The following is an 18,809-nucleotide window of genomic DNA, read 5'->3' as shown; positions in this document are numbered from 1 at the left end:
GGAAAGCCGTGTGAGGGAGAACCTCATGCACGGTTTGATGAGGGGCGGATGAAAATTTCATCCGCCTACTCTACCCAAAATGAGGTGGCAAAACGCCACCCCATCCGCCAATCACAGAAAGGAGTGACACGAAATGCCCTGTCCGCACAACGAAATTTCTATTGTGCAGCGCAGCCAACAGCAGTCTGCGATTGCCGCCGCTGCTTACCAGAGTGGCGAAAAACTGTTCTGTGAATACGACCAGCAAGTGAAGCACTATCCGGAAAAGCGTGGTATCGTCCACAATGAAATCCTGCTCCCGGCAAATGCCCCACAGAAATATGCAGACCGCAATACCCTATGGAACGCCGCCGAAGCGGTGGAGAAGCAATGGAACTCCCAGCTTGCAAGGCGGTGGGTGCTTACCATCCCCAGAGAGATACCGCCTGACCAGTACGCTGTCCTTGTACGGGAGTTTTGTGAGCAGCAGTTTGTTTCCAAAGGCATGATTGCTGATTTTGCAATCCATGACCCCCATCCGCCGGGACACAATCCCCACGCCCATATCATGCTCACTATGAGGGCAATGGACGAACATGGAAAATGGCTTCCCAAGAGCCGCAAGGTTTATGACCTTGACGAAAACGGGGAACGGATAAAACTTCCGTCCGGCAGATGGAAAAGCCACAAGGAGGATACGGTGGATTGGAACGACCAGAAGTATTGCGAAATCTGGCGGCATGAATGGGAGGTCATCCAGAACCGCTATCTGGAAGCCAATGACCGTCCGGAGCGTGTGGACTTGCGTTCCTATGCCAGACAGGGGCTTGATATTGTCCCCACTGTCCATGAGGGGGCTGCTGTCCGGCAGATGGAAAAGCGTGGTATCCAGACGAATATCGGAAACCTGAACCGGGAAATCAGAGCCGCCAACAGTCTGATGAAGTCCATCCGGCAGCTTATCCAAAACCTCAAAGGCTGGATTACCGAGCTGGGAGAAAAACGGAAAGAGCTGCTTGCACAAAAAGCGGCGGAGGAAGCGACACTTCTTCCCAATCTGCTGATGAAGTACATGGAGATACGAAAGGAAGAACGGAAGGACTGGACGAGGGCTGGACAGAACCGGGGGACTTCACAGGACTTAAAGGCAGTCAGCGAAGCCCTGTCCTATCTCCGGCAAAAGGGGCTTTCCACTGTGGAGGACTTAGAAGCATTTCTGGAATCCTCCGGGAAATCAGCCGCCGATTACCGCAATCAGATGAAGCCAAAGGAAGCCCGCAGCAAAGTGATTGACGGGATTCTTGCCAGCCGGACAGACTGCAAGGAATGTAAGCCTGTCTATGAGAAGTACCAGAAGATATTTTTCAAGAAAACAAAGGAGAAATTCAAACAGGAACACCCGGAGGTTGCCCGGTATGAGAAAGCCGCCGCCTACCTTGCCAAGCACCCGGACGATAAGGACAGCACCCAAAAGGAGCTGCAACAGGAGCAGGAAAAACTTCTCAGCGAAATCGCAGAGCTGAAAGTACCGCTGACAGAGGTGCAGGAGGATTTGAAGAAGCTGCGGGACATCCGCTACTGGGTACGGAAAGCCACCCCCGGCACAGAGGAAAGCAAAGAGCCGCCCAAGAAACAGCCTATCAAAGAAGTCTTGCAGGATAAGACTGACGAGAAAAAAGCACAAAGAACCACCCCGGCACAGGAGAAACACAGACAACAGGATATGGAACTTTAACAGGCACTTGCCATTTTCAATCAGAGAATGTCAGGTGCTTTTCTTATTTTCAAGGAGGGATAGATTTGAATGTATTTGAAGCTGTGAAGCAGTCCGTCACAACCAGACAGGCTGCGGAGCATTATGGAATCCGTATAGGTCGGAACGGGATGGCTTGCTGCCCGTTCCATCATGATAAAACCCCAAGCATGAAGCTGGATCGGCGTTACCACTGCTTCGGCTGCGGTGCGGATGGGGATGTGATTGATTTTGCTGCCGCCCTGTATGGGCTGGGAAAGAAAGAAGCCGCCGTACAGCTGGCACAGGACTTCGGGCTTTCCTATGAGGAATGGAAACCGCCGGGAAAAGCAAAAAAGCCCAAGCCCCGGCAGAAATCCCCGGAGGAACAGTTTCAGGAAGCAAAGAACCGCTGCTTCCGTATCCTTGCCGATTATCTCCATCTGCTTCGGGCATGGAGAAAGGAATATGCCCCGCACTCCCCGGAGGAAGTCTTTCATCCCCGGTTTATAGAAGCCTTACAGAAGCAAGATCAAGTGGAATATCTGCTGGATGTGCTTCTGTTCGGGGAAACAGAGGAAAAAACGGCTTTGATTACGGACTACGGAAAGGATGTGATACAGCTTGAACAACGAATGGCAGAGCTTGCCGCCGCAAACGCAGCAAGAACTAAAAAACACCATGAACGCCATGCAGCCACCCCAGAACATTGAGGAAATCAAGGCGGGGCTGGAAACTACCGAGAAAGGCGGTGTCCGTCAGAGCATACGGAACTGCCTGACCGTATTCCAGCGTGACCCGCTGCTTTCCGGGGCTATCGCATACAACATCCTGACCGACCGCAAGGACATCATAAAGCCCATCGGCTTCCACAGGGAAAGCACCGCCCTGAACGATACGGACATGAAGTATCTGCTTCTCTATCTGGAAGAAACCTACGGGCTTACCAATGAGAAGAAGATTGATAACGCCATCGGGATTGTGGCGAATGAAAACAAGTACCATCCCATCCGGGACTATCTCAATACCCTTGTGTGGGACGGGACAGAGCGAATCCGTTTCTGCCTGCGGCACTTTCTGGGGGCTGACGCAGACGATTACACCTATGAAGCGTTGAAGCTGTTCCTGCTGGGTGCAATCTCACGAGCCTTTCAGCCGGGATGCAAATTTGAAATCATGCTCTGTCTGGTAGGCGGTCAGGGGGCTGGCAAGTCCACCTTCTTCCGTCTGCTGGCAGTCCGGGACGAGTGGTTCTCCGATGATTTGCGGAAGTTGGACGATGACAATGTGTACCGCAAGCTGCAAGGTCACTGGATTATCGAAATGTCGGAAATGATGGCAACCGCCAACGCCAAGAGCATTGAGGAAATCAAGTCATTTTTAAGCCGGCAGAAAGAGGTTTACAAGATACCCTATGAAACCCACCCGGCAGACCGCCCCCGTCAGTGCGTGTTTGGCGGCACTTCCAATGCCCTTGATTTTCTTCCCCTTGACCGTTCCGGCAACCGCCGCTTTATCCCCGTCATGGTGTACCCGGAGCAAGCCGAGGTTCACATTTTGGAGGACGAAGTTGCTTCCAGAGCCTATATCGAGCAGATGTGGGCGGAAGCGATGGAGATTTACCGAAGCGGCAGGTTCAAGCTGGCTTTCAGCCCCGACATGCAGCGGTATCTCAAAGAACACCAGCGGGATTTTATGCCGGAGGACACCAAAGCCGGAATGATACAGGCGTATCTTGATAGGTACACCGGGAGCATGGTCTGCTCCAAGCAGCTCTACAAGGAAGCCTTGAACCATGCCTTTGACGAGCCGAAGCAATGGGAAATCCGGGAAATCAACGAGATTATGAACCAGTGCATTACCGGCTGGCGGTACTTCCCGAACCCCAGAATGTTTTCCGAATATGGCAGACAAAAGGGCTGGGAGCGTGAAAACCCGGCAACGGACTCCGGCAACCCGTCTGAAAAAACGATGGACGGTTTTGTGGAGGTCACAGAACAGATGGAGCTTCCATTCTGAAAAGGACAGCCCGTTGCACCCCCTGTTGCTATCCCGTTGCCGAGCCGGTTGCCGGGGAAAATCCCTTATTTCCGGGCTTTTCTCCTTTATAACAACCAAAACAACAGAAAAATAAAAGAAAAGTATAAATAGTAACCATCGCCAGATTGAGATTGTTTGCAAGGTCTTTTGAAGCCCGTTGCCGGACTTCGTTGCCGACACCCTCTGTCTGGCTATTTTCATGTATGGAGGATAACTGCCTATGGCAAAAAACAAAACAGAGATTCATGTTACAACGGTGTTTGATGGGGAACTGGACGCAACCGATGTATTCGTCAGCCTGATTTCCCAGAAATATGGAAAGACAAATGCAAAAGAATATCTTGCTAAAAAGAAAGATATGAAGTATAATGAAGATGAGGTTCAAAAGAGCCAGATACCGTCTGGATTGTGTGGGTAAATGGCTATGATGAACGAAATGGAATACAGAACAATCGGTTCGGCACTTGCTGGGGGCTATCGTGCAGCGGTCTATTGCAGGCTGTCAAAGGACGATGACCTGCAAGGCGAAAGTGCCAGTATCGCAAACCAGCGTGATATGCTGGAAAAATACTGCGAAAAGCAGGGATGGGAGGTTGTGGAAGTCTATCAGGACGATGGCTTCACAGGTCTTAATATGGAGCGTCCTGATTTACAGAGAATGTTGAGAGCCATTGAGCGCAGGCAAATCAACCTTGTCATCACGAAAGACCTCAGCCGACTGGGGCGGAACTATCTGCAAACTGGGCATTTGATTGAGGACTTTTTCCCAAGAAACGGTGTCCGCTATATCGCCATGAATGACGGTATCGACACCCTGCGGGATAACAACGACATTGCCCCGTTCAAAAATATCCTGAACGAGATGTACAGCAAGGATATTTCCAAGAAAGTCCATTCCTCTTATCTTCTGAAAGCGCAGAAAGGACAGTTTACCGGGTGTCTTGCCCCGTTTGGGTATCGGAAAGACCCGGAGGACAAAAACCATCTGCTCATTGACGAGGAAACCGCCCCGATTGTGCGGCTGATTTTCGGATATGCCCTGAACGGTCATGGTCCGAACTATATCCGCAGACGGCTGGAGGAAGAAAAAATCCCCTGCCCTACATGGTGGAACCGGGAACGGGGGCTTCGCAATACTCGCACCAAATGGGAAAAGAAAGACCCGGAAAACGGACGGTATATGTGGGACTTCTCCGTTATCAAAGACCTTTTGATGAATCCCGTCTACACCGGGGCGATTGCTTCCCAGAAAAAAGACTACCGCTTCAAAATCGGCACGATTGGGGAAAAGAAGCCGGAGGACTGGATTGTGGTGGAGGGACAGCATGAACCGCTGATTGATCGCATGAGCTTTGACATTGTGCAGAACAAGCTGAAATCCCGCCATCGTCCGGGGCAGACCAATGAAATCAGCCTGTTTGCCGGATTGATAAAATGCGGCGAGTGTGGGAAGTCGCTGACGATACGCTACACAAACGCAAAACATCCCCAGCAGATTTATTCCTGCAAGACCTACAATGCCTTTGGAAAGAACCACTGCACCCAGCACCGGATTGACTATGACACCCTTTACAGCCATGTGCTGCGGAAAATCAGGGAATGTGCCAGAGCTGCCCTGATGAACGGGGAAGCGGTTGCCGACCGCCTAACCAATACCTGTGAAGCCGAGCAGCGGGAACAGCGGGAAGCAATGGAACGCTCTCTCACAAGGGACGAGGAACGGATTGAGGTTCTGGACAAAATGGTCATGCGGCTTTATGAGGATATGATTGCAGGGCGTATCAGTGAGCAGAACTTCAACACCATGCTGGAAAAGACACAGACCGAGCAGACTGAGCTTAAAGCAAAAGTGTCCGAGGGCAGAAAGCGGCTGTCCGATGAAGTTCAGCTTGCCAATGACGCAAAGCAGTGGGTGGAAGCCATTCAGGAATATGCCAACATCACAGAGCTGGACGCAGCCACCCTTAACCGCTTAATCAAAGAAATCGTTGTGCATGAACGCATTGACGAAGATAAACCAAGACACATTTCTATCGAAATTCATTTTAATCTCAAACCTATCCCAGAGGTGGAACAGGTCACTGCCTGACCTGTCCCGCCGGGACGGTTCTCTTAAAAACACCATATAGATTTTTTGTACGCCGCCGCCCGCCATCGAGCAGAGTTTTACACCTAATTGGGGATAAAACAGCTTATGGCCGGAGGAGGGGTTGTGTTAATCGGAACACAGCTTATCCCGCTTCTGGGAGGACTGTTTTAAGCATAGAGGAAAGGAGAACCACCCATGTTCGATGGCATTTTTGAAGCAATCGAGGAATGGATGAGGGAGCTTTTGACGGGGATGGTCACGTCCAACCTGACAACCATGTTTACCGATGTCAATGAAAAGACAGGAGAAATCGCTGCGCAGGTCGGACAAACCCCGCAAGGCTGGAATGGAAGTATTTTCAGTCTGATACAGAATCTTTCCAATTCGGTCATTGTGCCGATTGCAGGCGTGATTATTACATTTGTCCTGTGTTATGAACTGATTACCATGCTGACAGAGAAAAATAATATGCACGAGATAGATACTTGGATGTTTTTCAAGTATTTTTTCAAGATGTGGGTGGCAGTTTATCTTGTCAGCAATACCTTCACGATTGCGATGGCAGTCTTTGATGTGGGACAGCATGTAGTAAATGCCGCAGGCGGCTCTATCAATTCGCAAACAGCTATTAACGTAGATTCCATGATTGAAGCCATGAATACGGCAATGGAGTCTATGGAAATAGGGGAATTGGTCACACTGGCACTGGAGACGATGGTGGTCAGCCTGTGCATGAAGGTGATGTCTGTACTGATTACCGTCATCCTGTTTGGAAGGATGATAGAAATTTACCTCTATACTTCGATTGCACCGATTCCGTTTGCAACCATGTCCAACCGGGAATGGGGGCAGGTAGGAACAAATTATTTCCGGGGGCTTCTGGCACTCGGATTTCAGGGATTTTTTATGATGGTGTGTGTAGGCATTTATGCGGTGCTTGTATCCACTATCCAGATTTCAGACAATATGCATTCAGCATTGTTTGGAGTGGCGGCATATACGGTCATTCTCTGCTTTAGTCTGATGAAAACCGGAAACCTGTCACGCTCTATTTTCAATGCACACTAAGGAAACAATGGAGAAAAAATATAACATTATTTATGCTGATCCGCCCTGGAGATATGACATGAACCGGGGACAGGGGGCGGCAGAAAACCACTATCCAACTATGAGTATTCAGGAAATATGCAGACTTCCTGTTGCAGAACTTGCAGCAAAGGACTGTGCTTTGTTTTTATGGGTAACATTTCCGCAGCTTCAGGATGCAATGAAACTTTTTGAAGCATGGGGATTTACCTATAAGACACTTGGGTTTGCATGGGTAAAACAGAATAAATCCGGAAAAGGATTCTTTTTCGGGATGGGCTATTGGACACGTTCCAATGTGGAAATCTGTCTGCTTGGGATTAAGGGACATCCAAAGCGGATATCGAAAAGTATCTCTCAGCTTATCATAAGCCCATTGGAACAGCACAGTAAAAAGCCGGATGAAGTCCGGAAGAGGATTGTGGAATTATTTGGAGAACTGCCGAGAATTGAACTGTTTGCAAGGCAGAAAACATCCGGATGGGATGTGTGGGGAAATGAAGTTGAAGGTTCTGCATCGTCCCGGATTTTAGAAAATGCAGGGAAAGGAGATGGTAATCGTGGCATTTGTATCAGTACCCAAAGATTTGACAAAGGTAAAAAATAAGGTTGTTTTAAACCTCACGAAACGGCAGCTTATCTGTCTGGTGATTGCGGCGGCTGTGGGGCTTCCATTTTATTTTCTGACAAGGGAATGGATTGGAACAAGCAATGCGGCAACAGGTATGGTCATTCTTATGCTTCCGGCATTTATGTTTGCCATGTATGAAAAGGACGGCCTGCCTTTGGAAAAGATTCTCTTAAATGTCATTCATGTAAAACTGCGGTATCCTGCCATCCGCAGGTATGAGATTGAGAATCTGTACGAAATACAGGAAACAGTAACGACTGAGAAAAGAAAGAGAGGAGGAAGCGGACATGCAGAGAAAAAGAAAAGGAAATGATAGACAGGCGTACCAGTCTCATATCAAAAGGCAGGAAGCCTATGAAAGAGGCTGGCTGGATGATGCGGACGAGGAATATCCGGATTATGGAGAGGCAGAAGCCTATGATACAGAAAAAATGGCAGGCCTTGTAAGGGGACAGCCTGTGGTGTCCGGTTATGAAGCTCTGGAACGCAGAAGGGGCAGGAGAAAACCACCCAGAAAACTTACCAGGCGTGAAAAAAGGGCTATGAAAAAAGCAGAAAAAATGAATGAGAAGCTGCGCAGAGAGCAGGAAAAAGCAGAGAAAAAGGCAGCTAAAAAAGAAGCAAAGCTGGCAGCAAAAGAAGAAAGAGCCGCTTTAAAAAAGGAAAAAAAGAAAAAGCATAAAACGGTAAATTATTCTGCGGCATCCGAGAAACCGGGGAGAAAAAGAAAGGGACGAAATACAGTCGGATCACAGAAGATTGTGGAGAAGAAACCTTCAAAAGCAGAATTGAAAAAGGAAAAGGAGAAGCGTCTTTCGGCACAGAAATCCATACCATACCGGGAAATGGCAAAGGACGGTATCTGCCGGGTACAGGAGAAATATTATTCCAAAACCATCCGATTTTATGACATTAACTACCAGTTGGCACAGAACGAAGATAAGAATGCCATTTTTGAAAACTGGTGTGACTTCCTCAATTATTTTGACAGCAGTATCCATTTTCAGGTGTCCTTTATCAACCATCACAGCAGTATGAAAGAATTTGAATCCGCTATTCAGATCAGACCGCAGAATGACGCATTTGACGATGTGCGTATGGAGTATGCACAGATGTTAAAAAATCAGCTGGCAAAAGGAAATAATGGCCTGGTACGGACGAAATACATTACATTTGGAATTAAGGCGGAGAACATCCGGGAAGCAAAGCCGAAGCTGGAACGTATCGAAGCGGATATTTTAAATAACTTCAAGGTTCTCGGAGTGTCGGCTTATCCGCTGTCCGGGGAGGAACGGCTTCAGATTCTCTATGAAACCTTTAACCCGGAAGAAAAAGTGCCGTTCCAGTTCTCTTATGACAGGGTACTGCGAAGCGGAATGGGGACAAAAGACTTTATTGCACCTACCAGTTTTGTGTTCCGGGACGGAAAGACCTTTCAGATGGGAAATACCATCGGTGCAGCATCTTATTTACAGATACTTGCACCGGAGCTGACAGATAAGATGCTGGCAGAGTTTTTGGATATGGACAGAAATCTGATTGTAAATCTTCATATCCAGTCTCTGGATCAGATGAAAGCGATTAAGCTGGTAAAAAGTAAAGTGACGGATATTAACCGCATGAAGATAGAAGAACAGAAAAAAGCAGTACGTTCAGGGTACGATATGGACATCATTCCGTCAGATTTGAACACGTATGGCGGGGAAGCGAAGCGTCTTTTGGAAGATTTGCAGTCCAGAAATGAAAGGATGTTCCTTGTGACGGTATTGTTTTTAAATACGGCAAAGACAAAGCAGGAACTTGATAATGCGGTGTTCCAGACAGGAGGGATTGCACAGAAATATAATTGTTCATTAAGAAGATTGGACTATATGCAGGAGCAGGGATTGATGAGCAGTGTTCCGTTGGGATTGAATCTGATTCCGATTAAGAGAGCGCTGACAACTACATCCACTGCTATTTTTGTGCCATTTACCACACAGGAATTGTTCATGGCGGGAGAATCTTTGTATTACGGTTTGAACGCCCTTTCCAACAACATGATCATGGTGGACAGGAAGAAACTGAAAAATCCTAACGGACTGATTCTTGGTACGCCCGGTTCCGGAAAATCTTTTTCTGCCAAAAGGGAAATTACCAATGCTTTTTTTGTCACGCAGGATGACATTATTATCGGAGATCCGGAAGGAGAATACTATCCCCTTGTCAACGCACTTGGAGGGCAGGTTATCCATATCTCGCCTACCAGTCACGATTACATCAATCCAATGGACATCAACCTGGATTATTCTGATGATGATAACCCGCTGGGCTTTAAGAGTGATTTCATTCTGTCCTTGTGTGAGCTGATTATGGGTTCCAGAAATGGTATTGAAGCAGAAGAAAAGTCTGTCATTGACCGATGCTTGCCGATTGTATACCAGAAATATTTTGAAAACCCTGTGCCGGAGAATATGCCTGTATTGGGAGATTTGTACCAATGCCTGCGGGAACAGAAAGAGGTTCAGGCACAGAGGATTGCGACAGCATTGGAAATCTATGTCAACGGTTCCTTAAAGGTGTTCAACCACCGTACCAACGTGGAACTGAATAACCGGATTGTCTGTTTTGATATTAAGGATTTGGGAAAACAGCTTAAAAAGCTTGGGATGCTGATCGTGCAGGATCAGGTGTGGAACCGTGTGACGGTCAACCGGGCGCTGCATAAATCTACCAGATACTATATTGATGAGTTCCATCTGCTTCTGAAGGAGGAACAGACGGCGGCTTATTCCGTGGAGATTTGGAAGCGTTTCCGTAAATGGGGCGGTATCCCGACAGGAATCACGCAGAATATCAAGGATTTGCTTGCCAGCCGGGAAATCGAAAACATATTTGAAAACTCGGACTTCATCTATATGCTCAACCAGGCGGCAGGGGACAGGCAGATTTTGGCGAAGCAGTTGAACATTTCGCCCCACCAGCTTTCCTATGTGACCAACAGCGGCGAGGGAGAGGGATTGATTTTTTATGGCAGTACCATTATCCCGTTTAAGGATAAGTTTGATAAATCCCTGCGTCTGTATGCTTTGATGACAACCAAACCTTCGGATTTGGAAGGAACAGGAGAAAAGGCGGGAAAAGCAGAATGTTAAAAACGGATACGATTATCAATGGGGACTGTCTGGAGGTGCTAAAAGTCTGCCGGATGAAAGTATCCATTGTTGTGTGACTTCTCCGCCGTATTATGCTTTACGGGATTATGGAAAGGAAAACCAGATTGGCAGGGAAGGCGCACCGGAGGAATATATCGGACATTTGGTTTCTGTGTTTTGTGAATTAAAAAGAGTCCTGCGGTCAGATGGTACGTTCTGGCTTAATATAGCAGACTGCTACAGCCGGAAATCCTATCATGGGTTGTCCGGCTGCAAGCCAAAAGAATTGATGGGACTTCCGTGGCTGCTGGCACTTACCCTGAGAAAAGAGGGCTGGTTTCTTCGCAGTGATATTATCTGGCAGAAGGATAATCCCATGCCGGAGAGTGCAAAAGACCGACCGAGCCGATGTTATGAACATATCTTCCTGCTTACAAAGTCCGGGAAATATTTTTACGACAATCTTGCCGTTGCCGAGCCGATTGCTTTAAGTACCGCCATCCGTTACCGCTATGGGAGAAAGGAAAACACAAAATATGCGGACGGCATACCGGGGCAGATGTCCAGACAGCAGATCAACAATCCCTGCAGGTATGGAAAAACAGAAATCAACCCTTTAAGGAATAAGCGGGATGTGTGGAATATCAATACCGTTCCATATAAAGGGGCACATTTTGCAGCATTTCCGCCACGTTTGGCGGAAACCTGTATCCTTGCGGGATGCCCAAAACAGGGGATTGTCCTTGATCCGTTTATGGGAAGCGGGACAACCGGGGCTGTGGCAAAAGGGTTAAACCGACAGTATATCGGGATTGAATTGAACGAGGAATACTGCAGGCTGGCGGAAGAACGGATAAAAAAGGTGTCAGGAGACAAAAAAATCGGAGAAGGATGCGTATGAGAAAATGGGCAGCCTATCTGCTTTGTTTTCTGTCACTGGCATTATTGGGAATCAGCGGACACTTCCTCGCAGACTATGCAAAACAGGAAGAAAAAGCGGATATTTTACAGGAACAGTTAAAAGAAATTTATGAAAACCAAAAAGAAGAAACAAAAGAGAAGCCCCGACAGGATGAAGAAGAGCAGAACCTCATCCATGAGGGGCTTCTTGCCCTTCATGAAAAAAACAAGGATTGTATCGGCTGGCTGACGATACCGGATACGCTTATTGACTACCCCGTTATGTACCATCCGGAAGAAGTGAATTATTATCTGAAACGGGATTTTTTCAGAGAATACTCTGCAAATGGAAGCTTGTTTCTTTCAGAAAACTGTTCCCTGAAAGATTGCGACAATCTGATCATCTATGGACACCACATGAACAGCGGAAAGATGTTTGCCGCATTGGAAGGGTATCGTGAGAGGAAGTTCTTTAAAGAGCATCCTTTTATTTTTTTCAATACGCTGCAGGGGGAAGAAAAATATCAGGTGTTTGCAGTCTTTTCCACTCCGGTTTATACGGGAAGTGATTTTGCCTATTATACGTTCACGAAAGCGGAAAACAGAAAGTCATATGAAACATTTATAGAAGCTGTAAAGGAACGGTCATTTTATGATACCGGGATTACGGCAGATTATGGAGAGAAGCTGCTGACACTTTCCACTTGTGAATATTCGCAGGAAAACGGAAGGCTGGTTGTAGTGGCAAAGAAAATAGCAGAAAAGGAGATAACAAAATAATGGTTCACACCGTAAAAGTAAAAAGAGAAGATATACCAAAAGAATTGCAAATGCTTTTGGAGAATGGAAAAGACAGCAATGGAGAAGAGGTCTTTTCCCATATGCCGGAGGATTTGATTTATCTTGCGGCACTGGTGGACATGCAGAGTTCTATGCTGCATCTTCTGATGCTTCATGGAAATCCCCTGCCGCCGGAGGCATGGAAATTTGCTGCCTCCATTCCGAAAATGGCAGATGCGACACTGGAAAAATGGGAAGAGTATGCACAGCCATATATGTAAGGAGATGAGAAATCATGCAGGAGCATGAGTACAGGGCAAGAGACAAAACCGTAAAGAAAATGAGCCGGGATGGACTGAAGGAGGAAAATCTGCACAGCAGAAAATCCATCCGGGTAAGTAACCGGGAAACAGATGATTTTTTCTGCGCAACACAGGCAGAGGATATGGAAGATTTTTCAAAGCGGGGAGAAAGGGCGGAAGATACGAAGTCTGCGAAAAAGAAGCTGTATTCGGAAAAAGCAGGCAGAACAGAAGCTGCGGAAACAGTCGGGCAGGACATGGAGGAAAGTGGAAAAAAACGGGCGGCTTCCAGAAAAATGCGGATACCGGAATCGGAGAGTGCCAGATGGCAGGAAGAAATAGAGGAAGCAGACAGCAATACAGGGGAACGTTTGTCTGATTATTCTTCCCGTGTGGAAAGTATCAGGGGGCATCCGTCCGGGGCGAGGGAATATGCAGAAGCTGCTGCATGGACAAGCCATAGCCGAAAAAAACAGCAGGTGCAGTCCTATGTCCGAAGAGAAAGGGCAGAAAAAACGGCAGAAGAAAAACAGACGGCTCAGAAAGAAAAAGAATCTTCCCGTTTTCGTAAGAACCAGGAAACAGCGGAGCAGTCGATGGAAGGGTTCCGTGAGGAAATCAAGGGAAAGATAAAGCGGGAACAGCTCCATAAAGAACAGAAGAAACAGGCAGGAAGACTTTCTTTTGGGGATGAAAGCAGCGGGATGATACAGGGAGCCGGAATTGGGATGGCAAAGAAGGCTGTTTCAGCAGGTACTGTTGCTGCATCTGCTTATGTTCATGGGAAGAGTCACGAAGCAGAACAGGAAAATGCGGCAGTGGAAGGGGCACATAAAGCGGAACTGTTGGGAGAAAAGACTGTCCGATATGCCGTTTCCCGGTCAAGCCGCAGACTGCAGGAATCCCTGCACACGGAACGGCAGGCAGAAAAAACAGCGGAAGCGGGCCGCCTGCAGTTTGAGGCGATGAAAAAAAGCGGAAAAGAAGTGGGGAAACACGCTGCCGAGGTGGAACAGTCAAAGAAGAATGCTATTTTACGCTTCTGGCAGAAAAGGCGTTACAAACAGGCTTATGCTGCGGCGAAGGAAGGGAAAAAAGCAACGGAGGATACCATCCGGGTTACAGAAACCATTGCGGTCAAAGCAAAGAAGGTACTGCAGGAGATTCTTTGCAGGAACCGGGCAATTTTCGCAGGTATAGGTGTCTGCGTATTGTTGTTCGCAGTGATGGCAGCCTCACTCAGCAGCTGCAGCGCCAGCATTCAGGGCGGCAGTACCACAATTATTTCTACCACCTATGCCAGCGAGGATGAAGATATTTATGCGGCAGAAAATGCTTATGCACAGCTTGAAGCGGCATTGAATAATCAGATTAACAGCATGGAAGCCACACATCCAGAATATGAGGAATACCGCTATCAGGTAGACGAAATCAGCCATAATCCATACCACCTTATCTCCTACCTGACAGTTAAATACGGGGATTTTACATATGCACAGGTGGCTTCGGAGATTGAAGAAATCTTCCGGGAACAGTACAGCATACATACGGAGAGTGTGCGTGAAACAGTGACAGAAACACAGACGGTACGGGTTGGGGAATCACTGGGACAGGTAGTAACCAGTGGATATTGCAACTGTCCGATCTGCTGCGGCGTCTGGTCCGGCGGATCGACAGCCAGCGGAGCCATGCCGCAGGCAAACCACACGATTGCGGTAGACGCTTCCAATCCTTTTGTACCTCTGGGCACGAAGATTGTGATGAATGGTGTGGAGTATGTTGTAGAAGATACAGGCGCTTTTGACCAGTACGGGGTGCAGTTCGATGTTTATTATGGAGACCATGCAGCCGCTTCTGCACACGGACATCAGACATGGGAAGCATACATAGCAGATGACAATGGAAGTCAGGAAGTGGAAGTGACCAGTACCAGAGAGGTAAACAGGCTGGAAACAGTGCTGACAAACCATAATCTGGATACTGTGCTCAGAAACAGAATGAATGACGAGGAAGAACAGCGGTATGATTATTACAATCTGACATATGGGAACCGTGATTATCTGTTTGATGTAAATACGCTGCCCAGTGGCGGAGGTTCCGGTGGTTTTGGCTATGAAATTCCGGCAGAGGCATTGTCAGATGAAAAATTTGCAAACATGATCCATGAAGCAGAAAAATATCTGGGATACCCGTATGTGTGGGGCGGCGCTTCGCCCAGTACCAGTTTTGACTGTTCCGGATTTGTCAGTTGGGTAATCAATAACTGCGGAAACGGCTGGAATGTAGGAAGGCAGACGGCAGACGGGCTTCGTTCCTGCTGTGCATATGTATCGCCGTCCGAAGCAAAACCGGGAGATCTGATTTTCTTTCAGGGTACTTACAATACGCCGGGAGCCAGTCATGTGGGAATCTATGTAGGAGACAACATGATGATCCACTGCGGCAATCCCATCCAGTATGCGAATATCAGTTCTGCATATTGGCAGGAACATTTCATGGCGTTTGGAAGAATCCAGTAGGAGGTTAAGAAAGTGAATATGAAATTAAAAAAGGTTCTGGATGAAATCCAGAAAACAGAGGAAAGAATTACCGAGTGGCAGGAACATTTAAGGGAACTGAATATCCGAAAAAAGCAGTTGGAGGATGCGGAGATTATTAAAAGTATCCGTTCCATGAAATTAAACAGCCGGGAACTTCTGGTAGTATTGGACAAAATCCAGAATGGAACGGCTGTTTTTCCGTATCTGACGGAAGAAACTACTGTGCCGGATACAAAAAAAGAAGAGGATTGGAAGGATATTGCAGAAGAAAGAAAACTGCCGGGACATAGGGCAGAAGAAAAGGAGGATGAACATCGTGAGAATGAAAATTAAAAAGTGGCTGGCAGCGTTTACAGTGGCGGCAGGGATGGTCTTGCCTGCCACGACTGCCTTTGCCTTTACGGATGAAGCGGCTCAGCAGGCGGTGGAAGCACCTGCGCCAACAGAGACGCCAGTACAGGAGGAAGAACCGCCGAAGACAGAGGAAACACCTTTTTCTGTTCCGGGGAACGGAAGTCTGGCAGATGATAAATCAGGGGACAGCACAAAAGAGTTCCTTACGGTACAGACAAAGAACGGCAATACGTTTTTTCTTGTGTTGGACCGTTCCAGTAACAAAGAAAACGTATATATGCTTTCCATGATTGATGAGGATGATCTGGCAGAGTTTGTTACGGAAACAAAGAAACAGGAAACAGAACAGCCAACAGTCATTACACCACAGCCGGAGACAAAACCTGCAGTTGAGGAAACGGAAAAGGAGCCGGAAAAAGAAAGTAAAGAGACTAATACCGGGGCGTTGCTTGCCATTGCGCTGCTTGCCGTAGCAGGATGCGGTGGTGTTTATTATTTTAAGGTTGTAAAGCCTAAAAAAGAGGAAGAGGATGCCGGAGATGAGGATTTGGAATTTTATGAAGGAGATTACATCAACGAAGATTCTGAAAACCACATGGACGAGGATGACACAGAAGAATAAAAAACAAAGTTAAGGATGGATAGGAAAAGGGCAGCCGAAAAGAAAACGGCTGTCCTTTTTTGGAAAGGAGAATGGAATGTATTTAGTGATTGGAGAGAAACCCAGTGTATCTCAGACATTGGCGAAAGTATTGGGAGCAGGAAAAAGACAGGATGGTTATCTGTCAGGTGCAGACTGTATCGTTAGCTGGTGTCTCGGACATCTGGCGGAATACGTGTCCCCGGAGGTATATGACAGCCGCTATGAGAAATGGGAGTTTTCACAGCTTCCTATTTTACCGGAACATTGGCAGCTTGCGGTGGCAAGGGATAAGAAAAAACAATTTGAGGTATTGAAAAAACTGCTGAACCGTCCGGATTTAGAGTATGTGGTGAATGCCTGTGATGCCGGAAGGGAAGGGGAACTGATTTTTAAGCGTGTTTATGACTTGTCCGGAAGCAGGCTTCCCGTAAAAAGACTGTGGATCAGTTCGATGGAGGATGGTGCAGTTCGTGACGGATTTGCTCATTTAAAGGACGGCAGGGAGTATGGGAATCTCTGTGAAGCTGCTGTGTGCAGGGCAAAGGCGGACTGGCTTATCGGCATGAATGCAACCAGAGCCTTTACAACGAAATATTATAAACGTCTGGTGATCGGAAGAGTCCAGACGCCAACGCTTGCCATGCTGGTGGAACGGCAGGAAAAAATAGATACTTTTGTAAAAGAACCTTTTTACAAAGTTACGCTTACAGGAGATGGATTTACTGCGGTATCTGAAAATTTTAAGGAAGAGACAGAAGCAAGGAGACTGGCAGAGAGCTGTCAGGGAGAAAAGGCGGTAATTGTAAAGGTAGAAAAGAAGCAGAAGAAAACGATGCCGCCGAAACTCTATGACCTTACGACATTACAGAGGGAGGCAAACCGATTCTTTGGGTACACAGCACAGGAAACATTACAGGAGCTTCAGGAACTTTATGAGGACAAGCTGGTAACTTATCCCCGTACAGACAGCCAGTATATTACGGAAGATATGGAACAGTCAACGATGGAACTCTTGGAGGTGCTGCCGGAGATACTGCCCTTTTTAGAGGGGAATATGGGATACGATGTAGGCAGAATTATCAATAATGACAAGGTTTCTGACCACCATGCACTGCTTCCTACAAAGGAATCGGTCAAAAAAGGATTCTCACAGCTTACGGAAAAACAGAGGAACCTATATTGTATGATCGGACAGCGTCTTGCTCAGGCAGTTTCCAAAGAATGTACATATGAAGAAACACAGATTACGGTACAGTGTGCGGGACATGAATTTATGGCAAAAGGAAAGCGTATGACAGAACCTGGATTTTGGAAAATTGCCACCGGGTTTAGGGCATCCCTGAAAAAATCAGGAGAGGAAGAAACGGATACAAATAAAGAGGAATTATTGGAAGAGAATCTACAGGAGGGGATGGAGTTTTCCCGTATACAGGCGGAGGCAGACAGACATTTTACATCACCTCCGAAAGCATTTACGGAAGATACTCTGTTAATGGCAATGGAGACTGCAGGAAACAAAGAGTTTGATGCAGAAACAGAGAAAAAAGGGCTTGGCACACCTGCCACAAGAGCTGCTGTTATCGAAAAGCTGGTGTCTTCCGGTTATGCCCTCCGCAAAGGAAAACAGATACTTCCAACAGTGGATGGAAAAGCATTGACGGCAGTGATTCCAACGTATCTGAAATCTGCCGCCATGACAGCAGAATGGGAGAACCGCCTGCTTTTGATAGAAAGAGGGCAGCTTGATGGCAAAGAGTTTCTGGAAGGGGTTACAGAACTTGTAAAAACTGTCATGGAGGGATGTAAAGAAATACCGGAGGAAGAACTGCAGCGATTCCATCCGAGGGAACAGATTGGCATCTGCCCGCTTTGCGGCAGCCCGGTATATGAGGGAAAACAGAATTTTTACTGTTCCAGCCGGGAGTGTTCCTTTGCCTTGTGGAAAGAAAACCATTATCTTTCCGGTATGAGAAAACAGCTTGACAAAAAGATGGCAGTGGAGCTTTTGACAGGTGGGCGTACCCATGCAGATGATTTTTATTCCCGTAAAACAGGAAAATTATTTTCTGCGGATTTATTGTTGGATACCAGTGAGGGAAGGGTGGCTTTCCAGATGGAGTTTCCTAAAAAAAGAGGCAGAAAATACAAAGGAAAAGTGTAAGCATGGAAATGGAATAGAAAAGAAAGAGGTGGATTATCATGGCAAGATTGCAGGAGATAAGGGGACTGGCGGAATACACGGCAAAGGATGTGAGCAGTTCACCGAAGGATTGGATGAAGTATCTGGATACGGCGGCAAAGCTGTACCGCTATCCGTTCTCGGATACACTTCTGATCCATGCCCAGCGTCCGGATGCAACCGCCTGTGTGTCACTGGAAGCATGGAATCAGAGGATGGGTCGATGGGTAAATCGTGGGGCGAAAGGAATCGCCCTGATAGATGACACAGGACCGAGACGGCAGCTTCGTTATGTATTTGATGTTTCAGACACACACATGGTAAAAGGCGGAAGGACACCGAATTTGTGGCAGCTCCAGAAAGAACAGGAGGAGGCGGTGCTAGACCATCTGGCAGATGCCTATGGGCTTGAAGGGGGAG

Annotated in this window: 16 protein-coding genes and 2 pseudogenes; 17 read left to right on the top strand and 1 reads right to left on the bottom strand. The window is 47.3% G+C overall.

The features are described from left to right. The first annotated feature begins 133 nt into the window (after nt 1–133). From mobQ to AB5642_RS12635, 3 genes are all read left to right on the top strand, one after another. Entirely contained in the window at nt 134–1,714 is a 1,581-nt protein-coding gene (mobQ, locus tag AB5642_RS12645) for a MobQ family relaxase (RefSeq protein ID WP_368371677.1), read from the top strand. Nucleotides 1,715–1,779: 65 nt separating this feature from the next. Further along, nucleotides 1,780–2,424, top strand: coding sequence for a CHC2 zinc finger domain-containing protein (locus AB5642_RS12640; protein WP_368371676.1), 645 nt, complete (start codon nt 1,780–1,782; stop codon nt 2,422–2,424). Then, on the top strand, nt 2,393–3,730 hold the full coding sequence (locus AB5642_RS12635) for a VapE domain-containing protein (RefSeq protein ID WP_368371679.1): 1,338 nt from the start codon (nt 2,393–2,395) through the stop codon (nt 3,728–3,730). The genes AB5642_RS12640 and AB5642_RS12635 overlap by 32 nt, the downstream gene beginning before the upstream one ends. A gap of 28 nt (nt 3,731–3,758) precedes the next feature. Here the strand turns inward: AB5642_RS12635 and AB5642_RS12630 are convergent, their stop codons facing one another. Beyond that, nucleotides 3,759–3,998, bottom strand: a complete 240-nt coding sequence (locus tag AB5642_RS12630; protein ID WP_021682886.1) for a hypothetical protein — start codon at nt 3,996–3,998, stop codon at nt 3,759–3,761. Here AB5642_RS12630 and AB5642_RS12625 point away from each other — a divergent pair. The 14 genes and pseudogenes from AB5642_RS12625 (at nt 3,972) to AB5642_RS12560 (ending at nt 18,371) form a co-directional block, all read left to right on the top strand. Then, complete coding sequence (locus AB5642_RS12625; RefSeq protein ID WP_118683633.1) at nt 3,972–4,169, top strand: hypothetical protein; 198 nt, start codon at nt 3,972–3,974, stop codon at nt 4,167–4,169. The two genes, AB5642_RS12630 and AB5642_RS12625, sit on opposite strands and share 27 nt — an antisense overlap. Next, nucleotides 4,170–5,840, top strand: a complete 1,671-nt coding sequence (locus AB5642_RS12620) for a recombinase family protein (protein WP_368371675.1) — start codon at nt 4,170–4,172, stop codon at nt 5,838–5,840. It begins immediately after the preceding gene. 90 nt (nt 5,841–5,930) lie between these two features. Continuing rightward, a pseudogene (locus AB5642_RS12615) lies at nt 5,931–6,011 on the top strand (Maff2 family mobile element protein); the annotation flags it as partial. A gap of 24 nt (nt 6,012–6,035) precedes the next feature. Continuing rightward, entirely contained in the window at nt 6,036–6,908 is an 873-nt protein-coding gene (locus tag AB5642_RS12610; protein WP_158422717.1) for a VirB6/TrbL-like conjugal transfer protein, CD1112 family, read from the top strand. Between the two features lie 7 nt (nt 6,909–6,915). After that, nucleotides 6,916–7,533, top strand: coding sequence for an MT-A70 family methyltransferase (locus AB5642_RS12605; RefSeq protein ID WP_158422716.1), 618 nt, complete (start codon nt 6,916–6,918; stop codon nt 7,531–7,533). Beyond that, entirely contained in the window at nt 7,487–7,870 is a 384-nt protein-coding gene (locus AB5642_RS12600; protein WP_158422715.1) for a PrgI family protein, read from the top strand. Before AB5642_RS12605 ends, AB5642_RS12600 begins: the two co-directional genes overlap by 47 nt. Continuing rightward, complete coding sequence (locus AB5642_RS12595; RefSeq protein WP_158422714.1) at nt 7,845–10,691, top strand: VirB4-like conjugal transfer ATPase, CD1110 family; 2,847 nt, start codon at nt 7,845–7,847, stop codon at nt 10,689–10,691. The genes AB5642_RS12600 and AB5642_RS12595 overlap by 26 nt, the downstream gene beginning before the upstream one ends. Further along, a pseudogene (locus AB5642_RS12590) lies at nt 10,685–11,592 on the top strand (site-specific DNA-methyltransferase). Before AB5642_RS12595 ends, AB5642_RS12590 begins: the two are co-directional and overlap by 7 nt. Next, nucleotides 11,589–12,371: a class B sortase gene (gene srtB, locus AB5642_RS12585; RefSeq protein ID WP_158422713.1), complete on the top strand. Its 783-nt coding sequence runs from the start codon at nt 11,589–11,591 to the stop codon at nt 12,369–12,371. Before AB5642_RS12590 ends, srtB begins: the two are co-directional and overlap by 4 nt. After that, nucleotides 12,371–12,652, top strand: coding sequence for a hypothetical protein (locus AB5642_RS12580; protein WP_158422712.1), 282 nt, complete (start codon nt 12,371–12,373; stop codon nt 12,650–12,652). The genes srtB and AB5642_RS12580 overlap by 1 nt, the downstream gene beginning before the upstream one ends. A 14-nt stretch (nt 12,653–12,666) precedes the next feature. Next, a complete protein-coding gene (locus AB5642_RS12575) occupies nt 12,667–15,192 on the top strand; it encodes a CD1108 family mobile element protein (RefSeq protein ID WP_173770313.1) in 2,526 nt (841 codons plus the stop codon). An 18-nt stretch (nt 15,193–15,210) separates the two neighbouring features. Continuing rightward, nucleotides 15,211–15,546 carry a DUF4315 family protein gene (locus tag AB5642_RS12570; RefSeq protein WP_180006317.1) on the top strand — a complete coding sequence of 112 codons (336 nt, stop codon included), beginning with the start codon at nt 15,211–15,213 and terminating at the stop codon, nt 15,544–15,546. Next, nucleotides 15,536–16,189 carry a CD1107 family mobile element protein gene (locus AB5642_RS12565; protein WP_226855168.1) on the top strand — a complete coding sequence of 218 codons (654 nt, stop codon included), beginning with the start codon at nt 15,536–15,538 and terminating at the stop codon, nt 16,187–16,189. The genes AB5642_RS12570 and AB5642_RS12565 overlap by 11 nt, the downstream gene beginning before the upstream one ends. Nucleotides 16,190–16,265: 76 nt before the next feature. Continuing rightward, nucleotides 16,266–18,371 (top strand): type IA DNA topoisomerase, encoded by a 2,106-nt coding sequence (locus AB5642_RS12560; RefSeq protein WP_158422708.1) that lies wholly within the window; start codon nt 16,266–16,268, stop codon nt 18,369–18,371. The last annotated feature ends 438 nt before the right edge of the window (nt 18,372–18,809 follow it).

Origin of the sequence: Ruminococcus sp. 1001136sp1_2201st1_G3_2201SCRN_220225, assembly GCF_040924365.1 — a bacterium.
GTDB lineage: Bacteria > Bacillota > Clostridia > Lachnospirales > Lachnospiraceae > Blautia_A > Blautia_A faecis.
This window is presented reverse-complemented; position numbering and strand designations above follow the sequence as displayed.